Origin of the sequence: Dechloromonas denitrificans, assembly GCF_001551835.1 — a bacterium.
Lineage (GTDB): Bacteria > Pseudomonadota > Gammaproteobacteria > Burkholderiales > Rhodocyclaceae > Azonexus > Azonexus denitrificans.
In genome coordinates, this window is the sequence record NZ_LODL01000010.1 from 375854 (window position 1) to 400141 (window position 24288).

Here is a 24288-nt window from a genome sequence, read left to right on the forward strand (position 1 = left end):
GAATCATCGGGAATCAGCCGACTTCTGCCCAGACGGGCGCGTGGTCGGACGGACGTTCGCGTTTGCGCGGCGCGCGGTCGACGCCGGCCGCCGTGCATTTTTCGGCGAGCGGTTGCGAAAGCAGGATGTGGTCGATGCGCAGGCCGAGGTTCTTCTGGAAACCGAGCATCCGGTAATCCCACCAGGAAAAGGTCTTTTCCGGTTGTTCGAAGAGCCGGAAACTGTCGCTTAGGCCGAGGCCAAGCAGGCGCTGGAAGGCGGCGCGTTCGGGCGGCGAACAGAGAATGCCATCGGCCCAGCGAACCGGATCATGCACGTCGCGGTCATCGGGGGCGATGTTGTAGTCGCCGCACAGGGCCAGTTTCGGATGCGCCGCCAGTTCCTCGCCGAGCCAGACGGCCAGCGCATCCAGCCAGCGCAGCTTGTAGTCGTACTTGTCGCAGCCGACTTCCTGGCCATTCGGCATGTAGGCGCAGACGATGCGAGTGTCGCCGACGCTGCCGGTGATCAGGCGCTTCTGCTCATCGGGGAAATGCGGGTTGCCGACCACGACGTCGGTGATCGGCTGGCGGGCGAGCAGGGCCACGCCGTTGTAGGTCTTCTGGCCGGAAAAAGCGACATGGTAGCCGGCCGCTTCGATCTCGGCGCGCGGAAAATTATGGTCTTCGAGCTTCAGTTCCTGCAGGCACAAGGCATCGGGCTTGGCCTCGGCCAGCCAGTCGAGCAGGTGGGGCAAGCGGACTTTAAGCGAATTGACATTCCAGGCAGCGATTTTCACTTGGCCAGCCCGCCCGAGGGTTTGCTGCCGTAGGGCGCCGTTTTTGGATAGCCGGCGAGATCGAGCAGGTTGTGGTAGGTGCTGGCTTCGAAGCCGCGCGAGCTTTGCTTGCCGACCTTGAGGCTGGGTACGAAAGCGTCGCCGACCAGTTGCTTCAGTTCGGCAAAATCCTCGGCTTTCTGCAGCATTTTTTCGCTGAAAGGGACACCGCGTCCGTTCAGCAAGTCACGCGCCTGTTTGCATTCGCTGACGCAATCGGGCGTTGTGTACAGCGTGACCGGAAAGTCTTCGGCCGCTTTCTTGACGGCGTAGGGCAGGGCGTCGCTGCTCTCGGCAGAGTCGCCAGTCTTGACGATGGCTTTGGTCTTTCCCGGTGGTGGCGTATCGGAAATGACGACGCGACCCGCCGAGTCGAGCCAGCGATAGGTTTCGGCAAAGGCACTGCTGCCGGCGAGCAGCAGGCAGAGCACAAGAAAGTGGCGCATGGTGTTCTCCCTGAACGGCTTACGCAGCAATCATACCGCTGTGGCGGAGCAGTGCATCGACACTGGGTTCGCGGCCGCGGAAGGCCTTGAAGGATTCGATCGCCGGACGTGAGCCGCCGACCGACAGGATCTCGTCGAGGAAGCGTTTGCCGACGGTGGCGTCGAACGGGTCGCCGGCTTCCTCGAAGGCAGCGTAGGCGTCGGCCGACAGCACCTCGGCCCACTTGTAGCTGAAATAGCCGGCGCCGTAGCCGCCGCCAAAAATGTGCGAGAAGCTGTTCGGGAAGCGATGCCAGGCCGGCGGCATGAGCACGGCGACTTCCTGGCGGACTTCATTGAGCAAGTCCATGACGCTCTGCGAGCCGGCCGGGTCGAATTCCGAATGCAGCAGCATGTCGAACAGCGAAAACTCGATCTGGCGCACCGCCATCATGCCGCTCTGGAAATTCTTGGCGGCCAGCATCTTGTCGAACAGTTCGCGCGGCAGCGGGGCGCCGGTGTCGACATGGGCGGTCATCTCCTGGACGACCTCCCACTCCCAGCAGTAGTTTTCCATGAATTGCGAGGGCAGTTCGACGGCATCCCATTCGACGCCGTGGATGCCGGAAACGCCCAGTTCCTCGCCGCGGGTCAGCAGGTGGTGGAGGCCGTGGCCGGTTTCATGGAACAGCGTGGTCACTTCGTCGTGGGTGAAAGTGCTCGGTTTGTCGCCGACCGGGCGGGCGAAGTTGCAGTTCAGGTAGGCGATCGGCTTCTGGATGCCGCCAGCGGTGCGTCGACGTGAGCGGGCTTCGTCCATCCAGGCTCCGCCGCGCTTGGTTTCGCGGGCATAGAGGTCGAGGTAGAACTGGCCGACCAGTCCGCCGGTCGACGTCTCCAGACGGTAAAAACGGACATCCTCATGCCAGACCGGCGCCGTGTCCGGTTTGACCTTGACGTTGAACAGGCTCTCGATGACCTTGAACAGGCCGCCCAAAACCTTCGGCTCGGTGAAGTACTGCTTCACTTCCTGCTCCGAGAAAGCATAGCGCTGCTGCAGCAGTTTTTCGGAGACGTAGGCAGCATCCCACGGCTGGAAGTCGGCCAGACCGAGTTCGTCCTGCGCAAAGGTGCGCAGTTCGGCGATGTCCTTTTCGGCAAACGGCTTGGCCTTGGCCGCCAATTCGCGCAGGAAGGCCAGTACCTGGGCCGGGGTGTCGGCCATCTTGGGGGCGAGCGAGACTTCGGCAAAATTGTTGAAACCGAGCATCCTGGCGTCTTCCTGGCGCAGCTCCAGCATGCGCTGCATGACCGGGGTGTTGTCCCATTCCGGCTTGCTGCTGCCGTCGGTGAATTCGGCGGCGCGGGTGGCGTAGGCGCGGTACATGCGGGCGCGCAGTTCGCGGTTGTCGGCATATTGCATGACCGGCCCGTAGGACGGCGCCTGCAGGCTGAAGCGCCAGCCGGCGACACCGGCCTTCTCGGCGGCCGTACGGGCGGCTTCCTTGGCGTCGTCGGGCAGGCCGGCGAGCAGCGCTTCGTCGGTGACGACTTCGGCGAAGGCGTTGGTCGCGTCGAGCACGTTCTCGGAGAACTTGGCCGACAGTTGCGACAACTCTTCCATGATCGCCTGGAAGCGCGGCTTCTGGTCTTCCGGCAGTTCGGCGCCGCTCAGGCGGAAATCGCGGACTTCGTTGTCGACGACTTTCTTTTGTTCGACGGACAGCGTGGCGTACTCGGCACTGGCGCGTAGCGCCTTGTACTTCTCGAACAGCTTGAGGTTCTGGCCGAGTTCGGCATAGAAGCGCGAAACGTCCGGCAGCATTTCATTGTAGGCCTCGCGCCAGGCCGGGATGTCATTGACCGAGTGCAGGTGGCCGACGATGCCCCAGGCACGGCCGAACGGTTCCAGGCCATCGGACAGGGCGCCGGCGAAATCGGCCCAGGTGGCCGGTGTGCTGTCGGCGGTCAGGCGCTCGATCAGGGCACGGCCGTCGGCCAGCAGTGATTCGATGGCAGGTTTGACGTCTTCCGGTCGAACGGTGTCGAAGCGGGGGAGGTCGGTGAAATCGAGCAGGGGATTGGTAGTCGTCATTATTGTATTCCGGGCAACAAAAACGGGCGGTCGAGGCCGCCCGTCGGATGGTGAGGCGATGGGCCTATTCTACAAGTTCCCGATAGGCGTGCCACGAGGCGTGACCGAGAATCGGCATAATCAGGATCAGGCCAAAGAGCGCGGTGGCAAAGCCGACCAGGGTCAAGGCGACGATGAGCGCCGCCCAGAGCAGTAGCGGGCCGGGGTTGTCGAGGCAGGCTTGCAGACTGGTCGCCATGGCGGTGACGAAGTCGCTCTCCTGATCAAGCATCATCGGTACCGAGATGACGCTGAGCGCGAAGACGAGCAGGGCGAGCAGGCCGCCGAGCGCCAGCCAGGTCAGGGCAAAGAGGTCATGCTCGCCGCTGAAGATGATGCGGCTGAGGAAAATGCCGGTATCGCCGCTCGAAGTCGGGCCGAGCAGGGCGAAAGCGATCGCCGAGAAGCGCTCCCAGAAGACGACGGCAAGTGCGATGAGCAGGCCGAACATGGCCATTGATTGGCCGTTGCGCCGGTAGCAGCGCAGGGAGTCGATGAACAGCGGTTTCTTGCCGCGGGCGGTTTGGCGGCTCAACTCGTACAAGCCGGCGGCGAGCAGCGGCGCAACGAGGAAAAAGCCGGAGATGGCGACGGTGACCAGGTACGGGTAACGCAGCGTGGCGAGGATGATCAGGTCGCCACCGAGGGCGAACAGCAAGCCGTAGGCCAGCGAGGGGAGTGGGTTCGCCTTGAGGTCATCGACCCCGGCCATCAGCCAGGAAAATGGCCGGTCCCAGCCGACTTGGCGGATCGCCGGCAGTGACACGCCCGGCAAGTGGAGATGGATATGCGGTCTCATGGCAGCCTCCTCGAATGGCGGAACTGCCGTTTGACCCGGCCATGGCGGCCGGGTTCCGTAATGACGTAGTACTTTTTACAGCGCCTGGCCGGTCAGGCGCTCGTAGGCCTCGATGTATTTGGCGCTGGTCCGGGCCACGACATCATCCGGTAGCTTCGGGCCGGGGGCGACCTTGCCCCAGTCCAAGGTTTCGAGATAATCGCGGACGTACTGCTTGTCGTAGGACGGCGGGTTGCTGCCTTCCTGATACTGGTCGGCCGGCCAGAAGCGCGAGGAATCCGGGGTCAGCGCTTCGTCGATCAGGTGCAGCGTGCCGGCGGCGTCGATGCCGAACTCGAACTTGGTGTCGGCGATGATGATGCCGCGCGTTGCCGCGTAAACCGAAGCTTCCTCGTACAGACGGATGGCGGCGTCGCGGGCTTCGGCGCACAGTTGGGCGCCGGTCTTGCCGGTGCCTTTCAGGGCGTCGGCCAAGGTGCTGTCGCAGTTGGCCTGGGCCTGGGCGAAGGAGACGTTTTCGTCGTGATCGCCGACTTCGGCCTTGGTCGCCGGGGTGAAGATCGGGGCCGGCAGCTTGGCCGCCATTTTCAGGCCGGCCGGTAGCGGGATGCCGCAGATGGCGCCGGTTTCCTGGTAATCCTTCCAGCCGGAGCCGATCACGTAGCCGCGGACGACGGCTTCGATCGGCAGCGGCTTCAGACGCTTGACGACGACGGCACGGCCGCGCACCTGCTTGCGTTCATTCTCGGCAACAACCGACTCCGGATCGATGCCGGTCAGCTGGTTCGGCACGATGTGGCCGAGCTTCTCGAACCAGAAGTTGGCGACGGCCTGCAGCACTTCACCCTTGCGCGGGATCGGATCGGGCAGGATGACGTCGAAGGCCGACAGGCGGTCGGTGGTGATAATCAGCAGTTTGTCGGCGTCGACCGCGTAGATGTCGCGGACCTTGCCCTTGGAGAGCAGTGGCAGGCTGGTGATGGACGACTGGAAGAGAGGTGCGGTCACGGTCATGTTCCCGAAAGCAAAACGACAATTATAAATTAATGCGCGGCTTCGCCTTCTTCGGCGGCGAGCTTCTTGCGCATCTGGCGAGTTCCCCAGGCCACGACGCAGGCGATCACCGGAATCGAAATGGCGGTGATCTGATCGGTGTTCAGGTGGTGCAGTTCCTTGCTGCCCTTGGCCAGATACTGCACCAGTTGCGAGCCGTAGTAGGTGAGGACGACCACCGACAGGCCTTCGACGGTTTCCTGCAGGCGCAGTTGCAGCTTGGCGCGGCGGTTCATCTGCGACAGCACTTCCTGATTCTGGCGTTCCAGTTCGATATCGACGCGGGTACGCAACAGTTGGCTGGTCCGGGCAATACGGGCCGAGAGGTCTTCCTGGCGGCTGGACACCGCGGCGCAGGTGTTGAGGGCCGGAGCCAGGCGGCGCTCCATGAAGCCCTTGATCGTCGGGTAGCCGGAAACGCGGGTTTCCTTGAGGTCGACGATGCGTTGCTGGACCAGCCGGTAGTAGGCGGCGGCGGCCCCGAAACGGAAATTGGTGCTGGCCACCGAGTGCTCGACTTCGGCGGCCAGCCGGGTCAGGTCGGCCAGCACGGCACGTTCGTCCTGCGGGCTGGCGGCGCTGACCATGCGGTCGATCAGCATGGCGAGGTCGGCTTCGGCACGGTTGAGCAATTTGCCGACCGCTTTGGCGACCGGGAAGGCAAGCAGCGCCATCACCCGGTAGGTTTCGATTTCGAGCAGGCGCTGGATGATGCGGCCGGTGCGCAGCTTGCCCATGCTCTCGTCGAGCACGGTGAAGCGCGAGAAACCGTGGTGGATGCGGAAGTCGGTGAACATCCAGGCGGCTTGCCCGGCGATCAGCGAAATGATGTTGGTGTCGCCCTTGTTGGTCAGGTTGACGATCATTTCTTCCGGGCTGATCGAGCCGGCGGCCAGCAGTTCGACGTGGCTGGCGGCGATGACCTGGCCGGGAATGCCCTGCACCCAGTCGGCCGGGGCGGTATCGAGCGCGGTTTCGCCCGATTGCGGCGGCTGCTTCGGCTGGGTGAAGAAGGTGTAGGTCGAGAATTCGCCGTGCTGCTCCCATTTCAGCTGGAAGTCGCCGCCATCGATGATCAGGTGCGCAGCTTCGGCGCTCGGCTCGACCGGCAGCCCCATCCGTTCGTAGAGCAGACCGATGTGGGTGCGTTCGCCAAGCGGGTTTTCCGGGTCATGGGTGAAGGCCAAGTAGCTGATCAGCGCCGGCGCTTCCAGCGGAATCGGCGGGCGGGTGTGCACTTCGTCGTTGAGGCGTTGGCGGAGCGGGTGTTGGGTGAATTCCACGGAGCTGACTCGAAAAGGAAAAGGCCGCAAGAAGCGGCCTCCGAATGTACCAAAAAAAGTCGATTATTTGACGATCTGGTTCAGCTCGCCCTTGGCATAACGCTCGGCCATCTTGTCCAGTGCCACGGCCTTGATCTTGCTCGCCTGGCCGGCGGCGCCGAAAGCTTCGAAACGGGCCAGACAGATCTTCTTGGCGGCTTCGCGGGCCGGCTTCAGGTAGTCGCGCGGGTCGAACTTGTCCGGATGCTCGGCCAGGTAGCGGCGGACGGCGCCGGTCATGGCGAGACGGATGTCGGTGTCGATATTGACCTTGCGCACGCCGTGCTTGATGCCCTTGACGATTTCCTCGACCGGCACGCCGTAGGTTTCCTTCATGTCGCCGCCGAATTCGCGGATTTCGGCGAGCAGTTCCTGTGGCACGGAAGACGAGCCGTGCATCACCAGGTGGGTATTCGGGATGCGGGCGTGAATTTCGGCGATGCGGTCGATGGCGAGGATGTCGCCGGTCGGCTTCTTGGTGAACTTGTAGGCGCCGTGGCTGGTGCCGATGGCGATGGCCAGCGCGTCGCAGTTGGTCTGCTTGACGAAGTCGGCAGCCTGCTCGACGTCGGTCAGCAGGTCTTCGCGGGTCATGTGGCCTTCGGCGCCGTGGCCGTCTTCCTTGTCGGCCTTCATGGTTTCCAGCGAGCCAAGTACGCCGAGTTCGCCTTCGACGGAAACGCCGATGGCGTGGGCGAATTCGACCACCTTGCGGGTCACTTCGACGTTGTATTCATAGCTGGCGACGCTCTTGCCGTCGGCCTGCAGCGAGCCGTCCATCATCACCGAGGTGAAGCCGGAGCGGATCGCGGCCATGCAGACGGCCGGGCTCTGGCCGTGATCCTGGTGCATGACGATGGGCAGGTGCGGGTAGGCTTCGAGAGCGGCCAGAATCTGATGGCGCAGGAAAGGCTCGCCAGCGTATTTGCGGGCACCGGCCGAGGCCTGCATGATGACCGGGGCGTCGACCTGGCTGGCCGCTTCGCAGATGGCCCAGACCTGTTCCATGTTGTTGACGTTGAAAGCGGGCAGACCGTAGCCGTTTTCAGCGGCGTGGTCGAGCAGTTGGCGCATGGAGACGAGCGGCATGGGAACTCCTGTTCGATATCGTGTTTAGTTAATCTGGCTATTTTAAAGGATTTGATGTTCGCCGACGCGGACGATCTTGAGTGTATTGGTCCCACCGGTAGTGCCGATCGGCTCGCCGATGGTCAGGGCGATCAGGTCGCCTTTTTCTACGACACCACGATCGATCAGGAGTTGCTCGGCTTCGGCCAGCAGGAGGTCGCGGTCGGTGTGTTGCTGCTTCATCGAAAGCGGGCTGACGCCGCGGTAGAGCACCATGCGGCCGACCGATTCGGCATCGGGGGTCAGCGCGTAAATCGGCACACCGCAGTTCAGACGGCTCATCCACAAGGCGGTCGAACCGGACTGGGTGAGGGCGGCGATGGCCTTGACCTTGAGGTGATGCGCCGTCCAGATGGCGGCCATGGCGATCGACTGGTCGATGCGGGTGAAGACGCGGTCGAGGAATTCGCGGTCGAGGGTGACTTCGGCCGAGCGCTCGGCCTCGACGCAGATGCGCGCCATCGACTCGACGACTTCGACCGGGTATTTGCCGGCGGCGGTTTCGGCCGACAGCATCACGGCGTCGGTGCCGTCGAGCACGGCGTTGGCGACGTCCGATACCTCGGCCCGGGTCGGCACCGGTGAGGTGATCATCGATTCCATCATCTGCGTCGCGGTGATGGTCAGCTTGTTCTTGTCGCGCGCCATGCGGATCATTTTTTTCTGCAGGGCGGGGACCGTCGCATCGCCGACTTCGACGGCGAGATCGCCGCGGGCAACCATGATGCCGTCCGAGGCGTCGAGGATTTCGGCCAGATTGGTGATGGCCTCGACGCGCTCAATCTTGGCGATGAGCACGGCGGTGCTGCCGGCGGCACGCAACAACTGGCGCGCCATGTACATGTCGGCGGCGCTCTTCGGGAAGGAGACGGCGACGAAATCGACGCCGATCAGCGCGGCAGTCTTGATGTCGTCCATGTCCTTGGCGGTCAGGGCCGGGGCGGTCAGTCCGCCGCCCTGGCGGTTGATGCCCTTGTTGTTCGACAGTTCGCCGCCGACCAGGACGCGGGTGTGAATTTCTTGGCCGCGGACACCGGTAACTTCCAGTTTCAGGCGACCGTCGTCGAGGAGCAGGATGTCACCGAAGACGACATCTTTCGGCAGATCCTTGTAATCCAGTCCGACGCGTTCCTGGTTGCCGAGTGTGCATTGGGCGTCGAGAATGAATTTTTCATCGCCGACCAGCGTGATTTTGCCGCTTTCGAACTTGCCGACGCGGATTTTCGGGCCTTGCAGGTCGCCGAGAATGCCGACCGTCCGGCCGTGTTTGGCGGCGGCAGCGCGGATGCCTTCGGCGCGGGCCTTGTGGTCGTCGGCCGTGCCGTGCGAGAAGTTCATGCGGACGACGTCGATGCCGGCCTGGACCATGCGTTCGAGGATTTCCGGTGTTGACGAGGCGGGGCCCAGCGTGGCGACGATCTTGGTATGGCGCGACATCTCTTCTCTCCCTGAAACTTGACTGGTTTTTGCTCTTTTTCGCAGGTCGACCGCCGGACTCGTGGCGAGGCCGGCGGTTGACGCGGCTTTACGACTTATTTCGCGGCGCGCTCTTCGAGCACTGCGATGGCCGGCAGGGTCTTGCCTTCGAGGAATTCCAGGAAGGCGCCGCCGCCGGTCGAGATGTAGCCGACGTCGTCGGCGATGTGGAACTTGGCGATGGCGGCCAGCGTGTCGCCGCCGCCGGCGATCGAGAAGGCTTCGGAGTGGGCGATGGCCGAGGCCAGCATCTTGGTGCCGCCGGCGAACTGCGGCAGTTCGAAGACGCCGACCGGGCCGTTCCAGACGATGGTGCCGGCATGGGCGATGATCTCGGCCAGCTTGACCGCCGACTTCGGGCCGATGTCGAGGATGCGGTCGTGGGTCGCGACGTCATCGACCGAAATCTTGTTGGCGCGGGCCAGGGCCGAGACTTCGTCGGCCACGACGACGTCGGTCGGCAGCGGCACTTCGGCGCCGCGTTCCTTCATCATGTCCATGATGGCATGCGCTTCCTTGACCAGGTCGGCCTCGGCCAGCGAATCGCCGATGCGCTTGCCGGAGGCGAGCAGGAAGGTGTTGGCGATGCCGCCGCCGACGATCAGCTGGTCAACCTTGCCGGCCAGCGACTTGAGGATGGTCAGTTTGCTGGAGACCTTGGAGCCGCCGACGATGGCGACCAGCGGCCGCTTCGGCTCGTGCAGGGCCTTGCCCAGCGCGTCGATTTCGGCGCCCATCAGGATGCCGGCACAGGCCACCGGCGCGTACTTGGCGATGCCGTGGGTGGTCGCTTCGGCGCGGTGGGCGGTACCGAAGGCGTCATTGACATAAACGTCGCACAGCTTGGCCATTTTCTGGGCCAGTTCGTCGTTGTTCTTCTTTTCGCCCTTGTTGACGCGGCAGTTCTCGAGCAGCACGACTTCGCCCGGCTTGACCTCGAAACCGCCATCGACCCAGTCCTGGATCAGGCGCACCGAGGTGTGCAGCATCTGGCCGAGGCGGACGGCGACCGGCATCAGGCTGTCTTCGTGATTCAGTTCGCCTTCGGTCGGCCGGCCGAGGTGGGAAGTGACCATGACGGCGGCGCCTTTTTCCAGGCAGTACTTGATCGACGGCAGCGAGGCGCGGATGCGGGTGTCTTCGGTGATGTTGCCGGCTTCGTCCTGCGGCACGTTCAAGTCGGCGCGGATGAACACACGCTTGCCGGATACATCGAGGTCGGTCAGTTTGATGACGTTCATGGTCTTCTCCAGAGGTCGGTTAGTTATCTTGTTGCTGCCAAAGTCGCGACCAGTGGTCGGCGACTTCCAGCATGCGGTTGGCGAAGCCCCATTCGTTGTCGAACCAGACGAAGAGATTGACCAGGTGCGTGCCGCTGGTCCGTGTCTGGCTGCCATCGACAATGGCCGAATGCGGGTCGTGATTGAAATCGATCGAGGCGTGCGCCGCTTCGGAATAAGCGATCAGCCGCTTGAACGGGCCGCTGGCGGCGTCGGCGAGCAGGTGGTTGATACTGTGTGCCGAAACCGGGCGCTGCGTCGTGATGGTCAGGTCGATGGCCGAGACGTTCAGGGTCGGGACGCGAATCGCCTTGGCCTGGACGCGGCCGGCCAGGCCGGGCAGCAGGCGCTCGACGCCGCGGGCCAGGCCGGTCGATACCGGGATGATCGACTGCATCGCCGAGCGCGTCCGGCGCAGGTCGTCGTGGTGGTAGCCGTCGATCAGCGGCTGGTCGTTCATCACCGAATGCAGCGTGGTCAGCAGCACCTGTTCGATGCCGATTTCGCGGTCGAGCAGGTCGAGGATGGGGACGATGGCGTTGGTCGTGCACGAGGCGGCGGAGACGAGTCGCTCGTCGCCACGCAGCGTGTGCTGGTTGATGCCGGCGATGATGGTGGCGTCGACGTCCTCACCGCTGGCGCCCGGGTGCGACAGCAGAAGGCGCGGGCTGCCGGCGTGCAGAAAACGGCTCAGTTCGGCGCGTCGACCGTAGGCCCCCGAGCATTCGACAACGAGGTCGATGCCCTGCCAGTCGACTTCTTCCGGCGTGCGGGCGTGGCTGATGCGAATCGCCTTGCCATCGATCAGCAGCTGGCCGTCGGTGACTTCGACCGGGCCGGGAAAGCGGCCGTGGGTCGAGTCGTAGCGCGTCAAGTAGGCCATGCTTTCCAGATTGGCCGGTTCGTTGATGGCGCTGACCTGCAGGTTGTGGGCAACCGGCGATTCGAGCAGCGCACGTAGAAAACAGCGGCCGATTCGGCCATAGCCGTTGATGGCGAGACGAAGAGGGCGATGGGTGCCGGGCACGCGGGCCAATCCGAAGTGATCGAAGCCTGTGATTTTACAAGGTTGTGAGCGTAAATCCGAGCGCTGTTGTGCCGAATCGGCATAGCCGGCCGGCAATATCTGCCGCAAGCGGGGGCGTTTTTTAGAAATCCGACCCCGTTCCCGGGCTTGCGCTCGGTTTTATGCTGGTGCGCTATTTGCTTTTTCGTCTTGTCTCTTTCTAGGATCGAATCATGCAGATTGTCAATGAACTGTCCGGCACTCTTCCGGTAAGCCGTGGGCGCTCGGCTGAGCAGCCGGGTGGCCAAAATTTTGCTGATGTCTTCAAAAAGGCTGCAACGGCTGCCGAGCAGGGGAAAGAGGGCAAGCTTGAAAAATCGGCCAGTCAGATTCAGCAGGAAAAGGACGAAGCCATTGAGGCGGCACGCAAGGCCGCGCTGGCCGAGTTGCACGATTACCTGAAAAAAAGCCCGGCCGAACATATCCGTGATGCCGTCTTGAAGGAGTTGGGTCTAAGCGAGGAGAGCCTTGCGGCCATGCCGCCGGAACAGCGGATGGCGTTGGAGGCGAAGATCAACGAGCGTATTCGCGAACAGCTGCTCGGCCGAAAACCGGAGTCCGGGCCTGAGGTTGCTTCTGCCCAACTGATTGGCCGGGATGCAAGCGAGAGCAGTGGTGCCGCTACCGATGCCCTCCGGGTGGCCCTGGCGGGGACGACTCAGGCAATGATTACGGCTGCCTGATTGAGGTCAGAGTAACTGCTTGGTTCAGGGGGGCGTTTCGCTGGCCGCGCGTTTCCTGAGGACGGGCGGGGCGAAAAAAAAGGGGTCTTGCGACCCCTTTTTGTATTGCGGCGAGTTACTTGGCGGCCATCCAGGCGCGGGCGGCGTCGAGCATGCGGCAGGAGTAGCCCCACTCGTTGTCGTACCAGGCCAGCACCTTGACCAGCACCGAGCCGTCTTCGCCCTTGATGACGCGGGTCTGGGTGGCGTCGAAGGTGGAGGAAACGGTGGTGTGGTTGAAGTCGCTTGATACCAGCGGCTCGTTGTTGACGTCGAGGATGCCCTTCAGCGGACCGTTGGCGGCGGCGGTCATCAAGGCGTTGATTTCTTCCTTGGTGGTGGCGCGCTCGGCGGTGAAGGTCAGGTCGACCAGCGAGACGTTGATGGTCGGTACGCGCAGCGCGAAACCATCGACCTTGCCAACCAGTTGCGGCAGCACCAGGCCGACGGCCTTGGCGGCGCCGGTCTTGGTCGGGATGATGTTGGCGGCAGCGGCACGGGCGCGACGCAGGTCCTTGTGACGGACGTCGACGGTAACTTGATCGTTGGTGTAGGCGTGGATGGTGGTCATCAGGCCCTGCTTGATGCCGATGGCGTCGGACAGGATCTTGGCGACCGGGGCCAGGCAGTTGGTCGTGCAGGAAGCGTTGGAAACGACGGTCATGTCTGCCTTGACGTCGCCTTCATTGACGCCGACGACGATGGTGGTGTCGACGTCATCGCCACCCGGGGCGGAGATCAGCACGCGCTTGGCGCCTTGCTCAAGCAGCGCGGCAGCCTTGGCCTTGGTGGTATAGGCGCCGGTACATTCGAGCAGGACTTCAACGCCGTGGTCGGCCCAGTTGATGTCCTTCGGGTTCTTGGTCGAGTAGAAGGGGATCTTCTTGCCATCGATGATGATGCAGTTTTCACCTTCGGTTTCGACGCTGGTGCGGAAACGGCCGTGCGTGGTGTCGTACTTCAGCAGGTGGGCGTTGGTCGCCAGGTCGCCGGAGGCGTTGATGGCGACGACGTCGAATTCATTCTGCAGACCCTGTTCGTAAATCGCGCGCAGCGTGCAGCGACCGATACGACCAAACCCGTTGATTGCAACCTTGATAGCCATGTGATTCCTCTCTCTGTTGAATTTGAATCAGGACAAAAGTTCTTTCGCCGTCTTGACGACGTTGGCGACCGTGAAGCCGAACATTTCGAAAAGTTGACCGGCGGGGGCGGATTCACCGAAGCGGTCGATGCCGATCACGGCACCGTGCAGGCCGACATACTTGCGCCAGAAATCCGGATGCGCCGCTTCGATGGCAATGCGCTTCTTGCAGGCGCCCAGCACGGCGGCTTTGTAGTCGGCGCTCTGGCGGTCGAAAACGTTGGTGCAGGGCATCGAGACGACGCGGCTGGCAATCCCTTCGCCGGCCAGCGCGGCCTGGGCGTCGAGCGCCAGCTTGATTTCGGAGCCGGTGGCGATGAAAGTCACCTGGGCTTCGCCGGTGCAGTCGGAGAGCACGTAGCCGCCCTTGCGGATGTCGTCGTCGGCAACGTTCTGCGTCACGGTCGGCAGGTTCTGGCGCGACAGGGCGAGCAAACTCGGCCCGTCGGCACGGTCGACCGCAGCGGTCCAGGCGATGGCCGTTTCGGTGGCATCGGCCGGGCGCCAGACATCCAGATTCGGGATGATGCGCAGGCTGGGAATGTGCTCGACCGGCTGGTGGGTCGGGCCGTCTTCGCCGAGGCCGATCGAGTCATGGGTATAGACCATGATCTGGCGCTGCTTCATCAGCGCCGCCATGCGGATGCCGTTGCGGGCGTAGTCGGAGAAGACCAGGAAGGTCGCGGTGTAGGGGACCAGGCCGCCGTGCAGCGCGAGGCCGTTGGCGATGGCGGTCATGCCGAATTCGCGGACGCCGTAGTAGCAGTAGTTGCCGCCTTCGCTACGGGTGACGCCCTTGCTGCCCTTGACGAAGGTCAGGTTGGAGCCGGCCAGGTCGGCCGAGCCGCCGAAGATTTCCGGCACGGCCGGGACCAGCGCGGCGATGGCGTTCTGCGAAGCCTTGCGGCTGGCGATGTTCTCGGCCTTTTCGCGGCAGCTGGCGAGGTAGGCGGCCTTGGTCGCTGCCCAGTTGGCCGGCAGTTCGCGCTTGATGACGCGGCGGTCGAACTCGGCGGCTTCGGCCGGGAAGGCGGCGCGATAGGCGGCGAAGCGGCTGTTCCAGTTTTCCTCGAAGGTGGCGCCGCGCGGCTTGCCGTTCCAGGCAGCGTAAACGTCGGCCGGGATCTCGAAAGCCGGGTGCGGCCAGCCGATGTATTCGCGGGCGGCGGCAATTTCGTCCTTGCCGAGCGGTGCACCGTGGCAGTCGTGCGAACCCTGCTTGTTGGGCGACCCCATGCCGATGGTCGTCTTGCAGCAGATCAGGCTCGGCTTGTCGGTGACGGCCTTGGCGGCGAGCAGGGCGCGCTCGATGGCGTCGCTGTCATGGCCGTCGACATCGGCGACGACATGCCAGCCGTAAGCTTCGAAGCGCTTCGGCGTGTTGTCGGTGAACCAGCCTTCGACGTGGCCGTCGATCGAAATGCCGTTGTCGTCCCAGAAGGCGATCAGCTTGCCGAGGCCGAGGGTGCCGGCCAGCGAGCAGGCTTCGTGGGAGACGCCTTCCATCAGGCAACCGTCGCCGAGGAAAACGTAGGTGTGGTGATTGACGATCTCGTGGCCGGGCTTGTTGAACTCGGCGGCCAGCACGTGCTCGGCGAGCGCGAAGCCGACGGCGTTGGTGATGCCCTGGCCAAGCGGCCCGGTCGTCGTTTCGATGCCTGCGGTGTAGCCGAATTCCGGGTGGCCCGGGGTCTTGGCGTGCAGTTGGCGGAAGTTCTTCAGGTCGTCGATCGACAACTCATAGCCAGTCAGGTGGAGCAGGGCATAGACCAGCATCGAACCGTGACCGTTCGACATCACGAAGCGGTCGCGGTCGGGCCAGTGCGGGTTGGCCGGGTTGTGGCGCAGGTGGCGACGCCAGAGGACTTCGGCGATTTCTGCCATGCCCATCGGAGCGCCGGGGTGCCCGGAGTTGGCCTGTTGCACGGCATCCATGGCCAGGGCGCGAATGGCGCCGGTCAGGGGAGAAAACTTGGGGGCGTTGCTGACGCTCATGATCCGGAAATCCAGCCTGCTGAAAAGGTGAAATTATCCGGGAAAAGGCCCTTTTTGGGTAGGGCAATGTGCGGGGGCGGCAGGTCGCGCGACCTGCCGCCATTGTCCGCATTAATGCTTATTGGATTTTTGGGTCGTAGTTGATCATCATCAGCACGCCCTGGCCGCCGCCCATGCCGCCACCGGTGTAGGCAACGCTGCCCTGGCCAGCATAGACCGCTTCGTAGCGGTGGCTGTCGGTGCCGAAGTAGAACGGGATGAAGGCCTTGCCGGTGACGTAGCCACGGATGTTGGAGGTGACGCCGAGAATGCGTTCGACTTCGCTCTGGTGCATGCCGATCTGCAAGCGGGACCACTTGCTGCCAGCCGGGATGTTGCCATGTACCTCGCCGTCGAAGGTGCCGTCCCGCGACTTGACGACGCAGGGCTTGCATTCCGTGCCGGTCTTGATACTGCCGGCCGAGACTGGTGCCGCAGCGGCGCCCGGTTTGGTTTCGACGGTCTTGGCGGTGGGCGCGGCGGTCTCGGCCTTCGGCTTGACGGGTTCGCAGTCCACCGGGGCCGCTTCGGCCTTCTTCGCCGTTTTCTTGCTGCCCTTCTTGGCGGCCGGTTCGGGTTTGCAGGCCGGCTTGGCGGCGACTGGTTCGGGGGCCGGTGCGGCCGCCGGGGCGGGTACCGCCTCGGGCTTTTTCTCGTTGCTGGCGCAACCGGCGCCAATGACGGCGGCGGCAAGAAGCAGGGCGAGCAGGCGTGGGGTCATGGGAGTTATCCTCGGGCGTTGATCGATTATGACAATGTAGCAGGTCAGGCGCTGTGGTAGCCAGTGACGCGGTCGACCTCGTTTTTCGAGCCCAAAATGACTGGTACGCGCTGGTGCAGTTTGCCCGGCACGATGTCGAGGATGCGCTGGCGGCCCGTGGTGGCGGCGCCGCCAGCCTGCTCGATCAGCATCGCCATCGGGTTGGCTTCGTACATCAGGCGCAGCTTGCCGCCCTGGGCCTTGATCTTGCTGTCCAGCGGGTACATGAAGATGCCGCCGCGGGTCATGATGCGATGCACGTCGGCGACCATCGAGGCGACCCAGCGCATGTTGTAGTCCTTGCCGAGCGGGCCTTCCTTGCCGGCCTGCATTTCGGCGACATAGCGCTGGACCGGGGCTTCCCAGAAACGCTGATTCGACATGTTGATGGCGAATTCCTTGGTGTCGGCCGGAATCTGCACGTTTTCCTGGGTCAGGATGAAACTGCCCTGTTCGCGGTCGAGGGTGAACACGGCGACGCCATTGCCGACGGTCAGCACGAGCAGCGTGGTCGGGCCGTAAACGGCGTAACCGGCGGCGACTTGCGCCGTGCCCGGTTGCAGGAAGGCGGCTTCGGCCGCTTCCGGTGTGCTCAGATCGGCGCCTTCCGGGCATTTCAGCACCGAGAAGATGGTGCCGATCGAGACATTGACGTCGATGTTCGACGAGCCGTCGAGCGGGTCGAAGGTCAGCAGGTATTCGCCTTTCGGGAAACGATGCGGCACCAGGTGCGGCAGGTCCATTTCCTCGGAGGCCATGGCAGCGAGGTGGCCGCCCCATTCGTTGGCGTCGAGCAGGATGTCGTTGGACAGCACGTCGAGCTTCTTCTGAGCCTCGCCCTGCACGTTGTCGCTGCCGGCTTCGCCGAGCACGCCGCCCAGGCTGCCCTTGCCGATGGCTACTGAAATGGCCTGGCAGGCACGGGAAACGATTTCGATCAGGAACTTGAGATCGGCGGTGATGACGCCCTTGTTGCGTTGCTCCTCGGTGAGGTAGCGTGCCAGCGTGCGCTGAACCATGGTGACTCCCTGCTGCAATGACAAAAGCGGGATTTTACTCCGAGCGGCAGCGGGCGTGCAGGAAGGCGAAGGCGGCGGCGCTGGTGAGGGGCTTGCTGAACAGGTAGCCCTGCACTTCGTCGCAGCCGTTGGCGCGCAGCAATTCCAACTGATCGGCGGTTTCGACCCCTTCGGCGATGACATTGAGGCCGAGCGAGTGGGCGAGGGCGATGGTACCGAAGGCGATGGCCCGATCGTTGAGGTCGTGCTCGATGTCGGCGACGAAGGAGCGGTCGATTTTCAGGTGGTCGATCGGGAACAGCTTCAGGTAGGCGAGCGACGAGTAGCCGGTGCCGAAGTCGTCGATGGCCAGCGAAACGCCCATGCGGCCGAGGCGTTCGAGAATCTGGATGGCCTCTTCCGGGTTTTCCATCACCGAGCTTTCGGTGATTTCGAGCTCCAGCAATTCGGCCGGCAGGCCGGAGCCGGCCAATGCCCCCGCCACCGTTTCGCAGAAGTCGCGGCGGCGCAACTGGCGGGCGGAAACGTTGACGGCGATGCGCATCGGCTTCAGGCCGGCGTCGATCCAGTGCTTCATCTCGCGGCAGGCGTTGAGCAACACCCATTCGCCGATCTCGACAATGATGCCGGTTTCCTCGGCAACTGGGATGAAACGCAGCGGCGAGATAAGGCCGTCGGTCGGGTGGTGCCAGCGGATCAGCGCTTCGACGCCGGTCGGCTGCGAGCTGTCGGCCCTGAACTGGGGCTGGAAGCAGAGCGCCAGTTCGTTGCGGGCAATGGCGTGGCGCAGCTTGCGTTCGATGTTCAGGCGCTCGGCCGTCGCCTTGTTCATGTCGGCGGCGAAGAACTGGTAGTTGTTCCGGCCGGCCGCCTTGGCGTGGTACATCGCGGTGTCGGCGTTTTTCAGGATGGTGTCGCCATCCGGGCCGTCATCGGGGAAGAGGCTGATACCGATCGACGGACTGGTGTGCAGCTCGTGGCCTTCGGCCTCGATCGGCGACGAGAGGGCGGCGATGATCTTGTTGGCGACGATCGCCGCATCCGACGGATTGGTGATGCCGGGCAGAATGACGACGAACTCGTCGCCGCCGAGGCGGGCGACGAAGTCGGTTTCGCGGACGACCTTGCTCAGGCGGCAGGCGACTTCACGCAGCAATTCGTCGCCAACGGGATGGCCCAGGGTGTCGTTGATGATCTTGAAGCGGTCGAGGTCGAGGAACATGATCGCCATCGTCAGCTTGTGCCGGCGCGCCTCAGGCAGCAACTGGGCAAGACGCATGAGCAGCGCCAGGCGATTCGGCAGGCCGGTCAGCGCATCATGCTGGGCGATGTGCCGCATGCGCTCCTCGGCCTCCTTGCGCTCGGTGATGTCGGCCAGGATCCAGATGTAATGGGCCGGCATGCCGCTGTGCGGGTCATCGACCCGGGTGACGCGGACGTAGGCCGGGAAGTCTTCGCCGCTTTTCTTGGTGACTTCCAGTTCACCGCGCCAGGAGCCGCGCAGCGCGACATTTTCCTGAAAACATTCCGGGTTTTGCTCGGGCGGCAGGTTGGCCAGGCCGAAGACCGTATGACCGAGCAGCTCGAAAGCTTCGTAGCCGGTCATCTGGGTGGTGGCCGGATTGATCGACAGGATGCGGTGCACCTCATCGGTGAAGATGATGCCAGTTGGCGTGTGGTTGAAGACCTTCTGCGCCAGCTGTTCGCGCTCGGCGCTGGCGCGGCGTTCGCTGATGTCGGTGTAGATGGTGACGAAACCGCCCTCGTCGAGCGGCATGCCGCGAATGTCCAGCGTCTTGCCGTTCGGCCGGGTGCGTTCGAAGCGGTGGGCTTGGTTCTGGTCGGCCTTGACCAGCAGGGTCTGGACGATGGCCTGCTGGTCGCCCGGGCCGTACTCGCCGCGCTCGGCGTTGAAACGAAAGAGCTTTTCCATGGTGACCGGCCGGTCGTTCAGCAACGAGGGCGGCAGGTCGAGCAGGCGCGGGAATTCCTGGTTGTAGAGGATCAGCTCCTTGTCCTTGCTGAACAGGCTGACCGCGCTCGGAATGCTCTCGATCACCGTTTGCAGCAGATTGTCGTGGCGCTGCAGTTCAACTTCCGCCGCCTTGCGTTCGGTGATGTCGGTATAGGTCGTGATGAAGCCGGCGAGCTGGCCATCGATGAACAAGGGTTCGCCCTGGACCAGATGGGTGCGGCCGCTCGGCCGGGCCCGTTCGAAACTGTGGGCTTCGAACTTCAGGGCGAGGGCGGTGATGCGCGCGATATGTTCTTCGACATCGCCGGGACCGTACTCGCCGCGCTCGGCCGGAATGCGGATCAGTTCGGAAAAGTGTACGCCGTCGAAAACCGCACCGGCCGGCAGGTTGAGCACATCGAGAAAACCCTGGTTCCAGACGCGCAGTCGCAGGTGCTCGTCAAAGACACTGATCCCCTGCGGCAGGTTGGACAAGACCGCCTGCAAGTAAGCATAACGGCGCCCGAATTCGGTGGCGTTAGGCGGAGAAGCTTCGGTGGTATCCAATTGGAATAGGCGGGCTCAGGTTAGACGGCCATGATAGCCGAAGCATGCGACGCTTCCAATATCGAAACATTTGTTAATTATGATGTTTTTTTTGCGGAGGGCGGCTCAGTCTTCTTTCCACTTGATCGAACAACCGATCGAGGCGTTCTGTTCCGCCGGTCCACGGCCGCTGCGGGCAATTTCCTGCAGTGCCGCGAACAGTTCGCGCCGACTGTCGGCGGCGGCCGGCTGGCGGCCCGAGGCGTCGAGCCGGCCGCGATATTGCAACTCCAACGCGGCGTTGTAGCCAAAAAAATCCGGGGTGCACACGGCGCCATAAGCGCGGGCGACGGCCTGGCTGGCGTCGTACAGGTAGGGGAAGGGAAAGTCGAGCTCCAGCGCCCAGCGTTGCATCGCTTCTGGCGCATCCTCGGGGTAGGCGGCAACATCGTTGCTCATGATGGCGACGCAGCCGATGCCGTGCGCCGCCAGTTCGCGGCAGTCGCGGATCAGGCGGTCGATGATCGCCTTGACGTAAGGGCAGTGGTTGCAGATGAACATCACCAGCAAACCGTTCGGGCCACGGCAACTGGCCAGCGTGTGGCGCTGGCCATCGGTGCCCGGCAAGTCGAAGTCGATGGCCGGACGGCCAAAATCGCACAGCGGCGGGTTCAGAGCGACCATGATTTCCCCTTCAATAGCCCATTTCGCCCATAATAGCACCGATGAATCTACCCCGTTTTTACTGCCGTGAAGCCCTCTCGCCGGGGGCTCATATCGAACTTCCCGAGCCGGTGGCGCGCCATGCGGTTCGGGTTTTGCGCCTGCCGCCGGGGGCGCCGATGATCCTTTTCGACGGTCGTGGCGGCCAGTACCTGGCCCATATCGAACGCATCGAGCGCGACCGGGTGATGGCCGTGCTGGCCAGTTGGGACGAGATCGAGCGCGAGTCGCCCTTGTCGATCACCCTGGTGCAGGCCCTGCAGGCCGGCGAAAAGATGGATTTCACCATCCAGAAGGCCGTCGAGCTCGGCGTCCGCCACATCGTGCCGGTCGAGAGCCGGCGCAGTGTGCTGCGCCTGGCCGGCGAACGCGCCGCCAAGCGGGTGGCGCACTGGCAGGGCGTCGTTGCCTCGGCCTGCGAACAATGCGGCCGTAACCAGGTGCCGCTGGTCGCGCCGCTCGAAAAGCTGGAAAACTGGCTGGCTCGTCCGGCGCCGGGCGCTTTGCGCCTGATGCTGGCGCCGGAGGCCGAGCAGACGCTGGTCGATCTGCCGCCGGCCAAGGAAGTGCAACTGCTGATCGGGGCCGAAGGGGGGCTCGATCCGCAGGAAATGATCGCCGCCCGGCAGGCCGGCTTCGTCGGCGTGCGCATGGGGCCGCGCATTCTGCGGACGGAGACGGCCGGACTGGCCGCGCTGGCTATCCTGCAGGCTTTATGGGGTGATTTCAGGGAGGGGTAGGGCATGTTCGAATCAGCGGAACTCGGTCACAAGATCGACAAGGAAACCTTCAAGCGCGAGGTGCCGAAGCTGCGCGCCGAGTTGCTCGATGTGCAATACGATGTGCTGCAGAAGAAGGAGTTTCCGGTCGTCATCCTGATTAGCGGGGTCGACGGTAGCGGCAAGGGCGAAACCATCAACCTGCTCTACTCCTGGATGGACCCGCGCCACATTTCGACCCTGGCCTTTGCCGAGCCGAGCGACGAGGAGCGTTCCCGGCCCTACATGTGGCGCTACTGGCGTGCTCTGCCGCCGCGCGGCAAGGTCGGCATCTTCGCCGGTTCCTGGTATTCGCAGCCAATCACCGACCGCATCACCGGCCAGATGCGCCGCTCGGAAATGGACGAGCAGCTCGACGATATCAACCGCTTCGAAGCGATGCTGGTCAACGAGGGGGCGCTGGTCCTGAAATTCTGGTTCCACCTCTCCAAGGATGGCCAGAAACAACGCCTGAAAGCGCTGGAAAAGGATCCGCGCACGGCCTGGCGTGTCACCAAGGCCAGCTACGACCGCCTGAAAACCTACGACAAGTTGCAGGAAGTGGCGGGCCATGTGCTGCGCGTCACCAATACGGCGCATGCGCCGTGGATCATCGTCGAAGGCACCGATGACGAATACCGCTCGTTGACCGTCGGCCGCATCGTGCTCGACGCGATGCAGCGTCGCCTGCAGCAGGAAGGCCGGCAGCAGGTGCCGGTGGCGCCGCCGATCGTCCATGCCATCGACCAGAAAAATGTCCTTTCCGAACTGGATTTGACGCAAAGCCTGGGCAAAAAGGACTACGAACGCGATCTGGCCAAATATCAGTCCCGCCTCTCGGAGCTGGTCCGCGATCCGCGTTTTGTCGGCAAGCGCTCGCTGGTCATCGTTTTTGAAGGCTCCGATGCGGCCGGCAAGGGCGGTAGCATCCGCCGGGTCGGTGGGGCGATGGATGCCCGGCAGTACCAGATCATCCCGATCGCCGCGCCGACCGAGGAAGAGCGTGTCCAGCCCTACCTCTGGCGCTTCTGGCGGCATTTGCCACGGACCGGCCGGGCGGCGATCTTCGATCGCTCCTGGTATGGCCGGGTGCTGGTCGAGCGGGTCGAGGGTTTCTGCTCGGAGGCCGACTGGCTGCGCGCCTATGCCGAGATTAACGACTTCGAGCACCAGATGGTCGATGCCGGGGCCATCGTCGTCAAATTCTGGCTGCAGATCAGCGCCGACGAGCAGTTGCGCCGCTTCAAGGAGCGCCAGGACACCGAGTTCAAACGTTTCAAGATTACCGACGAAGACTGGCGCAATCGGGAAAAATGGGATGATTACGTTTCCGCCGTCTGCGACATGGTCGATCGCACCTCGACCGGCCTGGCGCCGTGGACCCTGGTCGAAGCCAACGACAAGAACTTTGCCCGGGTTAAAGTATTGAAAACCCTTTGCCAGCGTCTGGAAAACGCGCTGAAAGACGACGGAAAACATAACGAACAATGAGCGACACCCCTTACGACGAGCATTTCGTCTCCTGGTTCCGGGCCGTTACGCCCTACATCAATGCCTTTCGCGGCAAGACCTTTGTCATCGCCTTCGGCGGCAAGGCGGTCGAGAGCGAGTTCGCCAAGACGCTGGCCTATGACGTCAACCTGCTGGTCAGCTTGGGCATTCGTCTGGTGCTGGTGCATGGGGCGCGACCGCAGATCGAGGAAGAGCTGCGCGAGAAGAGTCTGGAATCGATCTACCATCGCGGCTACCGGGTGACCGACGCCGAGGCGCTTGATTGCGTGCTCGACGCGGTGGGCAGCGTCTATCTCGAAATCGAGGCCATGCTGTCGCAGGGCTTGCCCAATACGCCGATGGCCAACAGCCGGATCCGCGTCATCGGTGGCAATTTCATCACCGGCCAGCCGATCGGCGTGCTCGACGGCATCGACATGCAATACGCCGGCAAGGTGCGCAAGGTGGACGCCGAAGGCATCAACGCCCAGCTCGGCCTCGGTAACATCGTGCTGCTCAACTGCGAGGGTCCGTCGCCGACCGGCGAGATCTTCAACCTGCAGATGGAAGAGGCGGCAGAAGCGGTGGCGGTGGCGATCAAGGCCGACAAGCTGGTCTATCTGACCGACAGCCAGGGCGTCACCGACAAGGCCGGCGAACTGATCGACGCGATGACGTCCGACGAAGTGGCCGAGCTGCTCAGTGGCGGCGAATGGCTGTCGCCGGATATCCGACGCTACCTGCCGTGCTCGGTACGGGCGACGCGCACCGGCGTCGGCCGGGTGCATCTGATCAGCTACGAACAGGACGGCGCGCTGTTGCGCGAGTTGTTCACCCACGACGGGGTCGGCACCGTGGTTACCCGCGAATCGCTGGAAAACATCCGCGAAGCCAAGCCCGACGACATCGCGGCGCTGATCGCGCTGATCGAGCCGATGGAAGAGGAAGGCATCCTGGTGCACCGGCCGCGCGAACTGCTTGAGCGCGAAATCGAGCACTTCTCGATCATGCTGCACGACGGCATCATCGTCGGTTGCGCGGCGCTCTACCGGCACTCCGACGAGGAGGCCGAACTGGCCTGCCTGGCGGTCAGCCACGAGCATCGCGAATGGGGCTACGGCGAACAGCTGATGAAACGCATCGAACGCCGCGCCCGCAAGCTCGGCATCAAGCGTCTCTGCGTCCTGACGACGCGGACCGAGCACTGGTTCGTCGAGCGCGGTTTCAAGCTCGGCACGGTCGACGACCTGCCGGCGCAAAAGCGCGATATGTACAACTATCAGCGGCGATCCAAGGTGCTGTTCAAAACCTTATAATTCGCCCATCAACCCCCCTCGGAGTTTCACATGGCACGTACCGTCAATTGCATCAAGCTCGGCCGCGAGGCTGAAGGTCTGGATTTCCCGCCCTACCCGGGCGAGCTCGGCAAGCGTATTTTCGAATGCGTTTCGAAGGAAGCATGGCAGCAGTGGATCAAGATGCAGACCATGCTCATCAACGAAAACCGTCTGAATCTGGTCGATGCCCGGCATCGCAAGTACCTGGCCGAACAGGTCGAAAAGCATTTCTTCGGCGATGGCGCCGACAAGATTCAAGGCTACGTTCCGCCGGCCGCCTGATTGCTGCCTGACTGAACC

21 protein-coding genes are annotated in these 24288 nt (G+C 63.4%); 5 read left to right on the plus strand and 16 right to left on the minus strand.

What is annotated here, in order from left to right; all coding sequences use genetic code 11:
• Positions 1 to 13: 13 nt before the first annotated feature.
• From xth to AT959_RS06075, 10 genes are all read right to left on the minus strand, one after another.
• Entirely contained in the window at positions 14 to 778 is a 765-nt protein-coding gene (gene xth / locus AT959_RS06030) for an exodeoxyribonuclease III (RefSeq protein ID WP_066881643.1), read from the minus strand.
• The gene (locus AT959_RS06035) at positions 775 to 1263 is read right to left on the minus strand and encodes a glutaredoxin family protein (RefSeq protein WP_066881645.1); all 489 of its coding nucleotides are present in this window, start codon (positions 1261 to 1263) and stop codon (positions 775 to 777) included. The genes xth and AT959_RS06035 overlap by 4 nt, the downstream gene beginning before the upstream one ends.
• A gap of 19 nt (positions 1264 to 1282) precedes the next feature.
• On the minus strand, positions 1283 to 3337 hold the full coding sequence (locus AT959_RS06040) for a M3 family metallopeptidase (protein ID WP_205629837.1): 2055 nt from the start codon (positions 3335 to 3337) through the stop codon (positions 1283 to 1285).
• Positions 3338 to 3401: 64 nt separating this feature from the next.
• Complete coding sequence (locus tag AT959_RS06045) at positions 3402 to 4175, minus strand: DUF2189 domain-containing protein (RefSeq protein WP_066881647.1); 774 nt, start codon at positions 4173 to 4175, stop codon at positions 3402 to 3404.
• Between the two features lie 75 nt (positions 4176 to 4250).
• Entirely contained in the window at positions 4251 to 5183 is a 933-nt protein-coding gene (locus AT959_RS06050; protein ID WP_088178946.1) for a phosphoribosylaminoimidazolesuccinocarboxamide synthase, read from the minus strand.
• 35 nt (positions 5184 to 5218) lie between these two features.
• Positions 5219 to 6511: a DUF3422 family protein gene (locus AT959_RS06055; RefSeq protein ID WP_088178947.1), complete on the minus strand. Its 1293-nt coding sequence runs from the start codon at positions 6509 to 6511 to the stop codon at positions 5219 to 5221.
• A 63-nt stretch (positions 6512 to 6574) separates the two neighbouring features.
• Complete coding sequence (gene fba / locus AT959_RS06060; protein WP_066881651.1) at positions 6575 to 7639, minus strand: class II fructose-bisphosphate aldolase; 1065 nt, start codon at positions 7637 to 7639, stop codon at positions 6575 to 6577.
• Positions 7640 to 7681: 42 nt separating this feature from the next.
• On the minus strand, positions 7682 to 9115 hold the full coding sequence (gene pyk, locus AT959_RS06065) for a pyruvate kinase (RefSeq protein WP_066881652.1): 1434 nt from the start codon (positions 9113 to 9115) through the stop codon (positions 7682 to 7684).
• A gap of 95 nt (positions 9116 to 9210) precedes the next feature.
• Positions 9211 to 10395 carry a phosphoglycerate kinase gene (locus tag AT959_RS06070; RefSeq protein ID WP_066881654.1) on the minus strand — a complete coding sequence of 395 codons (1185 nt, stop codon included), beginning with the start codon at positions 10393 to 10395 and terminating at the stop codon, positions 9211 to 9213.
• A gap of 19 nt (positions 10396 to 10414) precedes the next feature.
• A complete protein-coding gene (locus AT959_RS06075; RefSeq protein WP_066881763.1) occupies positions 10415 to 11461 on the minus strand; it encodes a type I glyceraldehyde-3-phosphate dehydrogenase in 1047 nt (348 codons plus the stop codon).
• Positions 11462 to 11673: 212 nt separating this feature from the next.
• Between AT959_RS06075 and AT959_RS06080 the strand changes: the two genes are divergently transcribed.
• Complete coding sequence (locus tag AT959_RS06080; RefSeq protein ID WP_066881656.1) at positions 11674 to 12183, plus strand: hypothetical protein; 510 nt, start codon at positions 11674 to 11676, stop codon at positions 12181 to 12183.
• 115 nt (positions 12184 to 12298) lie between these two features.
• Here AT959_RS06080 and gap read toward each other — a convergent pair whose 3' ends face one another.
• From gap to AT959_RS06110, 6 genes are all read right to left on the minus strand, one after another.
• Complete coding sequence (gene gap / locus AT959_RS06085) at positions 12299 to 13327, minus strand: type I glyceraldehyde-3-phosphate dehydrogenase (RefSeq protein WP_066881659.1); 1029 nt, start codon at positions 13325 to 13327, stop codon at positions 12299 to 12301.
• 27 nt (positions 13328 to 13354) lie between these two features.
• Positions 13355 to 15361 carry a transketolase gene (gene tkt / locus AT959_RS06090; RefSeq protein WP_066881661.1) on the minus strand — a complete coding sequence of 669 codons (2007 nt, stop codon included), beginning with the start codon at positions 15359 to 15361 and terminating at the stop codon, positions 13355 to 13357.
• A gap of 118 nt (positions 15362 to 15479) precedes the next feature.
• Positions 15480 to 16121 carry a hypothetical protein gene (locus AT959_RS06095; RefSeq protein ID WP_066881663.1) on the minus strand — a complete coding sequence of 214 codons (642 nt, stop codon included), beginning with the start codon at positions 16119 to 16121 and terminating at the stop codon, positions 15480 to 15482.
• A 44-nt stretch (positions 16122 to 16165) separates the two neighbouring features.
• Positions 16166 to 17179 (minus strand): class 1 fructose-bisphosphatase, encoded by a 1014-nt coding sequence (locus AT959_RS06100; protein WP_066881665.1) that lies wholly within the window; start codon positions 17177 to 17179, stop codon positions 16166 to 16168.
• A gap of 34 nt (positions 17180 to 17213) precedes the next feature.
• Entirely contained in the window at positions 17214 to 19628 is a 2415-nt protein-coding gene (locus tag AT959_RS06105) for an EAL domain-containing protein (protein ID WP_240481754.1), read from the minus strand.
• 177 nt (positions 19629 to 19805) lie between these two features.
• The gene (locus AT959_RS06110) at positions 19806 to 20363 is read right to left on the minus strand and encodes a thioredoxin family protein (protein WP_066881669.1); all 558 of its coding nucleotides are present in this window, start codon (positions 20361 to 20363) and stop codon (positions 19806 to 19808) included.
• 41 nt (positions 20364 to 20404) lie between these two features.
• Here AT959_RS06110 and AT959_RS06115 point away from each other — a divergent pair, with 41 nt between their 5' ends.
• The 4 genes from AT959_RS06115 to AT959_RS06130 are packed head-to-tail and all read left to right on the plus strand — an operon-like array spanning position 20405 to position 24270.
• Positions 20405 to 21142, plus strand: a complete 738-nt coding sequence (locus AT959_RS06115; RefSeq protein WP_066881671.1) for a 16S rRNA (uracil(1498)-N(3))-methyltransferase — start codon at positions 20405 to 20407, stop codon at positions 21140 to 21142.
• A gap of 3 nt (positions 21143 to 21145) precedes the next feature.
• Complete coding sequence (pap, locus tag AT959_RS06120; protein ID WP_066881673.1) at positions 21146 to 22651, plus strand: polyphosphate:AMP phosphotransferase; 1506 nt, start codon at positions 21146 to 21148, stop codon at positions 22649 to 22651.
• Entirely contained in the window at positions 22648 to 23967 is a 1320-nt protein-coding gene (gene argA, locus AT959_RS06125; RefSeq protein WP_066881674.1) for an amino-acid N-acetyltransferase, read from the plus strand. Before pap ends, argA begins: the two co-directional genes overlap by 4 nt.
• A gap of 30 nt (positions 23968 to 23997) precedes the next feature.
• Positions 23998 to 24270, plus strand: a complete 273-nt coding sequence (locus tag AT959_RS06130; protein ID WP_066881675.1) for an oxidative damage protection protein — start codon at positions 23998 to 24000, stop codon at positions 24268 to 24270.
• Positions 24271 to 24288: the final 18 nt, after the last annotated feature.